Source organism: Spirosoma sp. 48-14 (assembly GCF_001898575.1).
In the GTDB taxonomy this organism is placed as follows: domain Bacteria; phylum Bacteroidota; class Bacteroidia; order Cytophagales; family Spirosomataceae; genus Spirosoma.
In genome coordinates, this window is the sequence record NZ_MKUD01000010.1 from 529,473 (window position 1) to 541,113 (window position 11,641).

The window sequence follows — 11,641 nt, forward strand, 5'->3', positions numbered from 1 at the left end:
TTTTTCTGTTGTTGAATTACGGTACTAAGTACGGTATAGTTCGGAAAATATGCAAGAAAATAAACAAGAATTTTGTAAAAGATCGGTACTTAACTAACAGCTTCGTATTATTGTGGTAATGACAGGCTTTACAGGACTGAGCTATGGAATCTATAGACCCCGACTTTGCGCCGGATAATGAGGACAACGAAGACACTAACGAGTATAAGGGGCCGGACTACTTTAACGCGCTCAATGTTCGCCAACGGTTATTTGTAGAGGAATTTGTAAAATGTGGCAATGCGACGAAGGCCGCGAAGAAAGCCGGGTATTCGACTAATCTAGCTTCGGCGGCTACTATTGGCTACAGATTGTTGAGAAATGTTGAGATTTCTAAGGCAATCGAACAGTATTTAGACGACAGGACGCTAAAAACAAATCAAATACTATTTAAGCTGTCTCAAAAGGCCGAAGCGTCAATAGAACCGTTTGTAGAGTCCTACGGCCGGGGAATGATGTTTGATTTTTCCTCAAAAAAGGCGCGGGCCGCGTTCCATACGATCAAGAAGTATAAAACTGGAAAGTACGGGGCTGAAATTGAATTTCACGACCCTATACGCGCTATGGTAGCTATAGAACAGATACGTCATAGAGCATTTGATAAAAAGATAGTACCCCCGGCAAATAGCCCAATTACTGACGATGTAAGCCAACTTACGGACGATGAACTACAACGCGAGATTGAGGAACTTGCACGAAGAACGGCTTCGTAGATTGCGGCTATTGGATTCTAGCAACTCAAAAGACCGTTTCTATCATTATTTATCACACATAGATTCAGCCTATAAATTGCAATGGTTTCACCGCGTTATTGCGGAAAAACTGCAATTGGTGCATGAGCGTAAGATTAAAAAACTTATGATTTTCATGCCGCCCCAACACGGCAAAACGTCAGCGTCTACCCGAACGTTTCCCGGTTGGGTATTAGGTAAAAAGCCTGATACAAAAATTGCTGTAGTCTCTTATTCTGCAACCATTGCCCGCCGTTTTAATCGGGATATAAAACGCCGAATGTCTACCCAGGCATATAGGCAACTATTCCCCGAAATTTTATTAGGTGATACAAAAAACGGTTATACCAATAATAATGATATAGTTGAAATTGTCGGCAAAGATGCCGCTAAAGAGGGGTTTATCTATACCGTTGGCGTTGGCGGTTCTCTTACGTCGGTAACGGTCGATTTAGGGATTATTGACGACCCAATTAAAGACCGGAAAGATGCACTAAGCCCAACGATACGCGAAAATATTTGGGGTTGGTATTGTGATGTTTTCGAGACTCGCTTACACAATGATTCCGCCCAAATACTTATACAAACGCGTTGGCATGAAGACGACTTAGGCGGGCGATTGCTCGAACGTGACGGCCTGTATTGTGAATCTAACCCGACCGGCTGGGTAGTTGTATCCTTTCCCGCGCTTCGTACTCCTGACATTAACGACTTCGACCCCCGGCCCGTTGGCGCGGCTTTATGGCCCGAAAAACATAGCCAGGCTAAAATAGAAAAAGTCAAAAAAGATAATCCGGTAACGTTTAACGCGCTTTATCAGCAAGACCCGAAACCCTCGCCCGATTCGCTGGTTTTCCCGAACTGGATAGAAATAGATGAATGGCCCGAACATTTAGAAACACAATACGGCATCGGTGGTGATTTCGGTTTTACCAATGACCCGACAACCTTTATACGGATTGCCCGCGAAGGCTACAAACTGTATTTGGACGAACTTGTATATGAAACCGGATTAACCAACCAAAAGATTTTACAACGCTACTACGAAAAAGGAATACCCGCCGAAATACAAAGCATATGGGATAAGGCCGAACCGAAATCTATTGCAGAATTAAAGATTGGTACGTTAATCGAAACGTCCGAAGGTATATATAGTTTACCGGGTATCAATGCGAAGGGTAGCGACAAAGGGCCGGGTAGTGTCGAAGCCGGTATAAGCAAGCTAAATGAATTTGAAGTCTATTACACGGCTCGAAGCCTTAATATAAAGCGGGAAAAGAACCATTATCAGTACGTCATGCACAACGGCGTATCGACTAACATTCCTATAGGTGAACATAATCATACTATGGACGCTATACGCGGGTATGTATTTACAAAATGGGGCCGACCGCAACGGGTTATGTCCGGCCCGAATAACGATTAATAAAAAGGCCCGGTTAGTTGCCGGGCTTTGTTGCGTTTCGTACCTCTTCAATCAATCTTAGTAACGCGGCTTCGTCTATCAGTTCGTTGTAAAACGTATCGGCTATAATTCCTTTGCCGATTAGGTAGGCTTTCAGTTTGGGCAAAAAATACGAATTGATTAACCGACCCCGATTTAGTAAGTCGTGCAAAATATCATTCATATCCTTAGCGATATACTCGAAATCGCCGTCGATAATATGCCACATTATAACAGGCCGTTGCTCTAGTGTCATTGGTTGATTATAGGTTTTAGCTCCGTCAAAGGTAAAATAATCCTTCCTATTTACTTGCATATTATACGTACAATAAAACGGTATATTAGCAATTATTTTGTAAAAAATATTTTGCCGTTTCAGATTCTTTCTATTTTTGTCGCAAATAGGTGAAACGACTACAGGCCCGTCGAACAACCTACCATCTGTTTTTATCTCGTTATACGATGATTTACCAAGATTGTAGCGCAATCGCGGCGGCTTTACAGCTAGTAACAGCCGACCAATGTAGTACGCTCATTCAACAGGTTAGACGGGTTATTATTCAGCGTATGGGTAACGCGGCCGTAACGACGGCCAACGCCAACACGCTTGGAACCTGGACAACCCCGTTAGCCGCTTCGGATAATACCCGAATGGTTTCCATTATTAACAAGTTCTACGACCCTGCTATTACGGGTTCTGAGCCTGTTAAGATTGGCAACAACGATAACACCACGCCGGGGGGCAAAACCCAAATTGTAGGCGAAACGACGCCCGACTTTAGCGGGATGTTTACCGGCCTATCGGTTCAGGCATTTACCGACCTACGCACCTTGTTTGCAGAGGGGCAAAGCTCGGTTGATATTGACCGGCTGGGGGCTTACATCATTTGCGGTGACAATCAATTACTGATGCACAAAAACGGCGGGCCTATCCCTATTCATATGCCGTTTGTCGGTACGCCATCGGGCGGCAAACTCCATGAACTAACCCAATTCCGGGTAACATGGGAGTTTGACAAGGAATGGTACACAAACGCCGGGGTTCAGAAATTGACGTTTAACCCGGCCTTGTTGGTGAACCCCTAAACCCGGCTCTACTAACCTGTAAATAGTTGTAAAACGCTTTTAAACCAAGTAGAACAATGGTTAAGATTCAGGAAGCCGATAGCGGCCACGGTCAAAACTTAGGCCGGGTTCAGGAAGTAACCGAACAGCATTTTGAGGACTTGAAAAAGTTGGACAAGAAACTAGGAGTTACTACATGGGTAGAAGTCCCCAAAGACGCCAAAGTTACCGACGAAGCCGGAACCCAGGCCGTCGAACCAACCGAACCCAAATCTAAAAAATAACCGGCCTTGCTTTCACCTAACGACGATATTGTAGCAAAAGCCGACGTAAAAGCGTTACGGGCGGCTGTTTATGACGATCAGAGACACAGGCTACACGCCGAATCTGCTACGTCAGAAGCGGCCGCTTCTCCCTATTTCAAAAGATGGGTTCGGGAGTTTGTAACGCCCGTTATTACGTCCGCGTCGAAGCGTCGGCAGGTGCTTAAACAAATGGTTTGGCCCCCGGTAACGGTTGAACTCGTTGACGAAATCGTAGATATGGCGTCGGCGGTACACCATGCCGAAGACCGTTTTGTTAAGCTCGATTTTACCGACGCGTCACTAGAAGCCGATTGGAATGCCTACGCAGAACGGGCGGGTATCTGGCAGTTCATTACCCGAAATTGCCATAGTGCGTTATTTTCCCGGCCTAACTCGCTGGTTGTTGTCGATCTGCCTAAAGTCCAAACTACGGACTTTCCAGAGCCTTACGTATATCTATTACCGTTGGAACGGGTTCGGGCCATGAAAGCCCTAAACGGGCCGTCTGATTCGGGACTACTCGAATTTGTTTGGTTCGATACCGACCAAAAAGACGTTACCGCGCTGTTTGATACGGTCGATATATCGTTTTGGAAAAACGACGGCAATGGTAAATGGGTACAGGTAGGCGAAGACATACCGCACAATCAACCGATTTGCCCGGTTTTCAAGATGTGGGACGATGTAGAGGACAGCAACCCGCTAACCTCTAACACGATGTTACGCCCGGTTTTAGGCTGGTTAGATAGGTTGATGTTTTGGGATTCGGGCGGGGAAAGTAACGACCTAGCGGCCGCGTTTTTGATGTTTTGGTACTATGAAGCAACCAAAAAGCAGGAGCCAGCCAGCCAACCGACTGTAGGATTATCCGGCCCCAAACCCGGCGTTCTAAAGGGTGGTAAGATGATCGACGGTAAGCCCTATACGCCAAAGGACGATAAAGGCGGCTGTGATGAAGAAGACAAAGAATCTATTTACGGCCCCGGTACAAAGTTAGGCGTTCCGGCTCCATTGGCGAAGGATGAAGCCGACCTACGGCCCCCGGCCGGTTGGATTGCCGCCCCAATCGACAATTTGGAGTATATCGCTAACAAGGTGGTTAACATCCGGCAACGGGTACGGCAAACGGCAACGGGTTACGACGGTGGGGCGTCCGGTCAACCGATGAACGAACGGCAAATCATGCAAATACTAGAGCGTTCGCGGATAATCTACAACTATTTGGCAGAACACTACGAAGTATTAACCAAACGCGTTTTAGAGGTATTCGGCCGCTATCGGTACGGCCCCTATTTCGTCGGTGCAACCGTTTCGTTAGGTCGTCGGGTTTCAATGCTTACCGGCGATCAGTTGATAGCTCTTTACCAGACGGCGAAGGATGCCGGTTTAGGTGCATGGTTACTCGAAGAACTTACGCTAATGCAACAGGAATACTTCGCCCGTACCGATGCCAGCCGCAAACTACGCTATAAGGTTCTAAGGGATTTAGACACGTATTCAAATTACAGCCCCGACGAACTTTACAATTTAGGTATCAATACCAGTGACCCCGAAGGGTACGCTATCAGCGTCGGCCTTATGGGGTTTGTCTACCGATTTGAACGCGAAGCGGATATACTGATAGAACAGTTCTGCAACGCGCCCGACTACGATAACCGGATTTCTCAAATTAAAACTTCTTTTAAACGCTATGTCTCAGAACAAAAGCCAATCCAGCCCAACCCCGCTAACGACCCCAACGCCCCCGGCAACAACCCCGGAAAGTCAGGCAACAGCAACCCAGGCAACGGACGCAAACGCAAGCCAGCCAACCCCGGAACCTGAAAAAACGTTTACCGCCGATCAGGTTAAAGCCATTGCCGCCGAAACCGCTAAATCGGTATTGGATGCCTACAAAGCCGAAGAAGCCGAAAAAGCGAAGGCGCAACGGGCGTATATGGTTGGTACGCCAATTGAACAGCCAACCGTAGAGCAAAAAACCGATGAGGTTAAGCCAGCTACGAAAGAGTTGTACGGCAATAAGGATAAAAAGAAACAGTTCAACATTTCCCCGTTGATTCCTTCGCTGAAAGGGTTGCCCGACGATAAGTTTATTATGATTGGGTTAAAGTATCATAAAAACGCGGACGGCACATTAGTAGAGGACGCAAGCGGACGACGGGCGCAAATTGTCGCGCCGGGCGATTATCAGAACTCTACCCAGCCGATTACGAAAGGGGCGTCTGATAATTTCTATGATGTGATTTATGGCAAACCCGGCGACGGGGGCGGCTATGTCGTCGTACATGAGCCGACCAAAGTAGAGCAATAAGATAACAACCCCGATAGGGGCGGTCGGTTTCTTTCGGGTTTCTGACCGCCCCGTAACTAATCAATCAACCAGTTTAAAACCATAGCCTACAGGCCCGATTATGGATATTACAGTAGAAAACATTGCCGGGATTGAGATTCCCGAAGACTTACAGGCCGCTATTTTCGCTAAACTCGAAGCGAAAGCCCCGGATTATCTAACCGGAAAAGGCTTTATTGTAAAGCCAAAAACCGATTACGATAACGAGTTATCGACCTACGCCGAACAAGCCGTAACCAAAGCTGTAGGCGAAGAATCGGCTAAGTTGTACGGCAGTATCGACGGTCTGTTAGCTATTGCGCTGGATGAAGCCAAACCTGATGGTATGAGAACCGCCGTTTGGGTGAAACAGCTACAGGACGCCGGTAAGTTGCCGCTTTCGGATGAAGCTATGAAGGCTATCCGGGACAAAATAAAAGGGTCGGCCGCAACCAAAGACGCGGTTATTGACCAACTGAAAGAGCAACTTAACACCGAAAAAACCGCCCGCGAAAACGATAAAGTAGAAACGGTAAAACAGGCCGTTCGTTCTACCGTTAACGCCGATTTGCGTACCGCCCCGGTTGTTATTCCTGGCGATCTGAAAGACGAAGCCGCCAAAACAGCCGCCAAAAATACCGCAATTGCCGACCTGAAAGAGTATTTTAATACGCTCTACGAAGGCAAACGCAACGACGACGGCGACATTTATTTTGTCAAAAAAGGGACGGATAGACCCCTAATGAATGCCGCCGAAAACCGGCCAATGACGCCAACCGAAATTATCCGGGCTAACCACTCTATGTATTTGGCTCCGGTTAGCCATAAACAGGAAGGGGGCGGAACAGGCAAACCCGATACAGGTGGTCAACCCGGCGCGTTTACGTCGTTGACGGAAATTCGAGTTTATGCTATTAACAAGTTGGGTTACGCGCCAAATACGCCGGAGTTCTTCAAGTTTATTGATGAGGAACGCAAGAAAGCCAAACTGTAATAAATCCTTAAAAATAACAGGTAGGATTCCCGCGCAGTTTCGCGCCTACCCGTTGCCTACAGGCCCGGCAACAGCAACAGGGATAAAAAATCCTTTTTACTGCTATGGCTAACGTCATAACAAATTTGCTCTTACCTAACGTCATGTTAGACGTTAACCCGGCCGGGTTTGGTCGTCTGGAAAACCGTATGTCTCATTACGGCGCGTTGAATACGTTCTACAACAATACCCCGTTGTTGTTCGACGCTGAAACGCTTGCTAAAATCCGGGCGATTCCCTACACGCGGACAATTCAAATTCCTGTGTTGAACGGGGTTGATTGGACGATTATAACGGTTCGGACTTGTGCCATTACAACCCAGGCACTAGGCGCAACGCTTAAAACGGTAGTGCGTTTTCACGTTGAATTTGACGTAGATATTATTCCTTCGGAATACCAAAATAACTACGTTACCTACCAAGCCGCGTTAGCCGCCAAAATTAAAAACGCCAAAAAAGCGGTTTACAAGTATCTCGATCAAATGTGCGCTACGTTCCTAGATGCCAACAAGGAAACGACGCAAACGATTGGGGCAAACCTGCTCTATACGGGCGTTGCCGGGGAGTACCAAGTACCGAAGCTGATTGATTTCTATAATAACCTCGGCGCTATTATGGAAATGATGGATACGGAAGGCCCGTACTTCGACATTGCGAATACGGCGGCTTTGGCAGACCAAAACTGGTTAAACAATCCGGGCGGGGGTGCAATCTACGATACGGCGGCAATCAAAAAGGCGGCTAATATTGCCGAATTTGATTATACAAACCGGATTAGTCCGGGGGCCGGTCAACGGGGTATCCACTACGTCGGGCCGATGGGTTCGATTGGTATTGTGAACTTTATTGACTTCGACTATCAGGGTTTGCCCGACCTGAACGCTATTGACGTAACCGACGAAAAGGATATTTCGGACGTTCGTTTTTGGGGCCGAATCAATGATAACGTTTACCCAACTTGGGAATGGGGAACCCAACAGCTTTTAGACTGTACAGGCGGGGCAAAATCGTATGGTGTTAAACACGCTGCCGACTTCGCACTTTTTGCCGACTTTACCCGCGTTGCCGGTGAATCGCCTATCAAGCGGTTTAGCGTAATGAACGCGTAATCTTTGCTCAATTGAACGTGGATTGTCTAAAATCCCTCTCCGAGTTGTGAGGGGGATTTTTTTTTAAACCTCAACTAGAACATGGTCGATACTATTTCACTTTCTAAACTGTTGGCCGGGGTGGTTGGCCTTTACCCAGGCTTCGCGGCTGGCTCCGATCAACCGGCCGGGTATCACCGTGAACCCGTCGTTTATCTGTCGGACGCCCATAAGCTACTAAGGCCCGATATATTGCACGATTTAGGGCCGAATCTGGCTAAAATCGACTACCCGGCTTACAGCCCAACTAAAACGTATTTTCGATACGATGTGGTAAAGGGTAACGACGGCAAACTTTACGAGAATCAGGTAAAGGGCAATTTAGGCCATGCCGTCAGCGAGTCAGATTACTGGCAACCGACAACCGCGCTAAGTGCATGGTATAGCCGAATTGAACGCGGGGCAATTTCTAAACTGGCTTTACTGCTTGCGTCGGGTTCGGTTCCGCTTCTGGATAATCAGGCTATTTTTAGCTTAGAGGGTAACGCGTCCGATACGATCAACAAACAAAATCGGTTTGTTGGTTGGCGTATCTACGTATCTGGCAACGATACCGCGTTAGAGGTATTGAAAGCCGCGTTACAACTTTCCGGGGCCGTCGAAAACTTTCCGTTATACCTCTATCATTCGACACAGGACGCCCCGCTAACAGTTTTGAATCTTACAGGTAATACGCCCGGTCGGTCGATCTGGAAGGACATTAACGAAACGCTCTATCAGCGTATCGGCGGCTATTATCTGTTTGGCTACTACGAAAACGACCTACCAACAAACGTTTTTGCAATCGGGGCGAATCGCTCGTTTGCTGTAGGCGCGGCCTGTCGTAGTTGCGGGGGTGGGGTGGATGCCTATTTGCTCGAAGGTCGAAGCCCGTTTATTGCCATTGAGCCGGTTTACATCCCGAACGTTTCGACCCCGTTAACGATGGATTTAGCCGAACTGTCGGCGGTTCAGGTTTCTTCTCAAACATGGGGGTTAAATCTGGTTATATCGGCCAAATCTGACGCAACCCGGCCGCTAATTGCCAATAAGGACAATTTGGTTAACGCGCTTCTGTATTCGATTGCTTGCGACGTTCTGGAAGAAATTTCTACCTCTGACCGGGTAAACGCTACGGCTAAGAATATGACCAATCAAGCCTATATAGCTCTAAACGGCCAGAAGGACACCGACAAAGGACTAAAGGCCGAACGTAACAAAATCATTGCCGATACAAAGGCAACGTTTTCGACAATTTCACCCGCAACGCCCCCCGAAAAACAACGGCCCGGTATTTCTATCGGTAGCATGTGGGATTAAACACGATGGACGGGATAACGCTACATAACTGTTTTGTGGCTCCGCTTTTGCGGATAACGCCCGATATGCTCAACCGGGTTTTATCGGATGTAATAGCGGCCAACGCCGTATTAATAGCCGATCTGAACCGGAAACAACTTGCGGCCGGTATTCGCGCCGATAACTCAGCAATAAGCCCGTACTATCGACCGGATACGGTTCAAATAAAACGGGATAAAGGTCAACGAACCGACCGGGTTACGTTGCACGATACGGGCGATTTTTACGAATCAATTTTTACGGCTGTGTTCGATCAGGCTTTCGACTTAGAAGCAACCGACCCCAAAACCGAAGAATTGAAAGCAAAATACGGTGACGACATTTTAGGGCTAACCCCCGAAAACCGGGCCGTACTGATTGAAGTGATTAAACCGCAATTTATCGACCTGTTAAAAAAAGAAATTGCATTATGAAGCTCTTAAAAAAGATAACAGACTTTGGGGTTATCTCACTATCTGGCACATATGTAAAATATGCAAAGGAATATCCATTCTCACTGAATATAAACCTTTGGTATATATCAATTGCCATGGTAGCATGGGAAATAGGCGCGTATATCGGTGAAAAGCTAATGGATTTAATCAGTAGTTTCTAATGAGCCAGAACCTAACCCCGCCCGTTGGTATCGTTACCGATCAAACCGGCATAGACGAAGTAATAGCAATCATTCAGGAGCGATTAACTACGCTCGATTGGCTGGAAGTATCGTTAGGCCGCGTTCGACCGGCTATCAAAACGGCGGGCGGATTGCCTGAACCCTGGATTTACAAAGAAGACGGCGAAAGTTACCGGGCTTACCCGAACGATACGCTAAAATCCTTTACGTGTCTGTACGCACACGACGACGAAACGATTAAAAACGAGGTTTTCGGCATTCGGACGCTATCTGTTATCTGTTGGGCCAACCTAAAAACGTTAGGTATCGAACCGCCAACGGTCGAAGGCTTAAAACAGCAAGTTATTAGAAAGTTACTCGATTTGTATTGCGTCCTATCGGTTAATAAATCGTTCGACCAAACGACAGCCGGGGCAACTGGTATTTACCCAGGCTTCGACGTTTCGGGGCTAGAAAGCTCGTATCTATCGTATCCATACGGCGGCTTTCGTATCGAATTGACCGTCCATTATACCAACCTGTGTAACTCTTAGGCCATGTACCAATATTTAGTCCTTTGCTCTCTAATTGGCGTTACGGGCGTTATCCTAGTCGATAAATGGAAGGTTGATAATTATATGAACGTTCGCGGGGTTCGCTGGTGGCCGCGTGAACCTTGCCGACTTTGCCGGGCTTTCTGGTTTGGTGTAATCTGCTACGTCAGTCTACTACTTTGGCCGTCGATCATTTACCTGTGGGTTCCGTTGGCCTGTATTCCTATTCAAAAAATCGTCGGTAAACTATCAACCTAATGCAAACTATCACACTACCGGGCGGCTCTATCGTATTATACGATTCGCCCAGCCGTTTACCAGAATCCCGACGCGTGTTATACACCTACTATATGGCTTTCCATAGTGGAATAGGGTCAACAATGGGCGATGTGGATAGGCATTTTGAGCCAATAGTAAGTTTAATTGGCGCAAATGAAATCGAATCGGCTATAACCGAAATCAACAACCTTCGGTATTTGCTCTTTGGGCTTATGAATAAGCAAACAGCCCCTAACGCCTTAGCCTTTTGCTGTTGCATTCATTCGGTAAATAATGTTCGTTGGGACGATTTCGTAGAAGAGGGATTAGAAAAGCTTTTAGGCCAATTAAGCGAGTACGGGCTTACACAAGAACATATCGTTTCCTATCATCAGCTATACGAAAAAAAGTCTTAGGCCCGTTGCAAAAATCGTTTCCTAGGCATTTCGTAGACACAAAAACGGAATACTATGAGTTACTGCAACGGGCTTTTTTGGTTCAGGCAACCGAACTACTCAACCCCGAAGACCCAAGTTTAGAAGTTAGGCGACAAGGGGTAGAAAGAGAGTTTATTGAGCGCATAAAGCCTACCGTTTTAGTTGGGTCAAACAATATGCCCGATATGATTCTAAAAGCGTACAGAAAGAATAAATTTTTGCTTATCAGTGAAGGTCTGCCAGTAAATGACGAAACCTCAACACATGAGTTTTGGGGCTTTATGACAGACTTAGAAGATAAGTTTTACAGCCAAATTAACGGCAATAATAGTAACGACTAAACTACAGGCCCGTATAGTCGTCAG

At 46.8% G+C, this 11,641-nt stretch carries 13 protein-coding genes; 12 read left to right on the plus strand and 1 reads right to left on the minus strand.

Annotation, left to right across the window (positions count from 1 at the left end):
• Nucleotides 1-143 precede the first annotated feature (143 nt).
• Entirely contained in the window at nucleotides 144-752 is a 609-nt protein-coding gene (locus BGO59_RS10595; RefSeq protein ID WP_293683595.1) for a terminase small subunit, read from the plus strand.
• A 154-nt stretch (nucleotides 753-906) separates the two neighbouring features.
• Nucleotides 907-2,196, plus strand: coding sequence for a terminase large subunit (locus BGO59_RS10600; protein ID WP_293683596.1), 1,290 nt, complete (start codon nucleotides 907-909; stop codon nucleotides 2,194-2,196).
• A gap of 13 nt (nucleotides 2,197-2,209) precedes the next feature.
• Here BGO59_RS10600 and BGO59_RS10605 read toward each other — a convergent pair whose 3' ends face one another.
• Nucleotides 2,210-2,470: a hypothetical protein gene (locus BGO59_RS10605; RefSeq protein WP_293683597.1), complete on the minus strand. Its 261-nt coding sequence runs from the start codon at nucleotides 2,468-2,470 to the stop codon at nucleotides 2,210-2,212.
• 206 nt (nucleotides 2,471-2,676) lie between these two features.
• Between BGO59_RS10605 and BGO59_RS10610 the strand changes: the two genes are divergently transcribed.
• The 10 genes from BGO59_RS10610 to BGO59_RS10655 all read left to right on the plus strand — a co-directional run bounded on the left by BGO59_RS10610 (nucleotide 2,677) and on the right by BGO59_RS10655 (nucleotide 11,617).
• Nucleotides 2,677-3,300, plus strand: a complete 624-nt coding sequence (locus BGO59_RS10610) for a hypothetical protein (RefSeq protein ID WP_293683598.1) — start codon at nucleotides 2,677-2,679, stop codon at nucleotides 3,298-3,300.
• Between the two features lie 56 nt (nucleotides 3,301-3,356).
• A complete protein-coding gene (locus BGO59_RS10615) occupies nucleotides 3,357-3,563 on the plus strand; it encodes a hypothetical protein (protein WP_293683599.1) in 207 nt (68 codons plus the stop codon).
• A 6-nt stretch (nucleotides 3,564-3,569) separates the two neighbouring features.
• Complete coding sequence (locus BGO59_RS10620) at nucleotides 3,570-5,408, plus strand: hypothetical protein (RefSeq protein WP_293683600.1); 1,839 nt, start codon at nucleotides 3,570-3,572, stop codon at nucleotides 5,406-5,408.
• 587 nt (nucleotides 5,409-5,995) lie between these two features.
• Nucleotides 5,996-6,907: a hypothetical protein gene (locus BGO59_RS10625; RefSeq protein ID WP_293683601.1), complete on the plus strand. Its 912-nt coding sequence runs from the start codon at nucleotides 5,996-5,998 to the stop codon at nucleotides 6,905-6,907.
• A gap of 143 nt (nucleotides 6,908-7,050) precedes the next feature.
• A complete protein-coding gene (locus BGO59_RS10630; protein WP_293683602.1) occupies nucleotides 7,051-8,055 on the plus strand; it encodes a hypothetical protein in 1,005 nt (334 codons plus the stop codon).
• 81 nt (nucleotides 8,056-8,136) lie between these two features.
• Nucleotides 8,137-9,393 carry a hypothetical protein gene (locus tag BGO59_RS10635; protein WP_293683603.1) on the plus strand — a complete coding sequence of 419 codons (1,257 nt, stop codon included), beginning with the start codon at nucleotides 8,137-8,139 and terminating at the stop codon, nucleotides 9,391-9,393.
• Between the two features lie 5 nt (nucleotides 9,394-9,398).
• On the plus strand, nucleotides 9,399-9,845 hold the full coding sequence (locus BGO59_RS10640) for a hypothetical protein (RefSeq protein WP_293683604.1): 447 nt from the start codon (nucleotides 9,399-9,401) through the stop codon (nucleotides 9,843-9,845).
• A 181-nt stretch (nucleotides 9,846-10,026) separates the two neighbouring features.
• On the plus strand, nucleotides 10,027-10,581 hold the full coding sequence (locus BGO59_RS10645; RefSeq protein ID WP_293683605.1) for a hypothetical protein: 555 nt from the start codon (nucleotides 10,027-10,029) through the stop codon (nucleotides 10,579-10,581).
• 257 nt (nucleotides 10,582-10,838) lie between these two features.
• Nucleotides 10,839-11,255: a hypothetical protein gene (locus BGO59_RS10650; RefSeq protein WP_293683606.1), complete on the plus strand. Its 417-nt coding sequence runs from the start codon at nucleotides 10,839-10,841 to the stop codon at nucleotides 11,253-11,255.
• A 5-nt stretch (nucleotides 11,256-11,260) separates the two neighbouring features.
• Nucleotides 11,261-11,617, plus strand: coding sequence for a hypothetical protein (locus tag BGO59_RS10655; protein WP_293683607.1), 357 nt, complete (start codon nucleotides 11,261-11,263; stop codon nucleotides 11,615-11,617).
• Nucleotides 11,618-11,641: the final 24 nt, after the last annotated feature.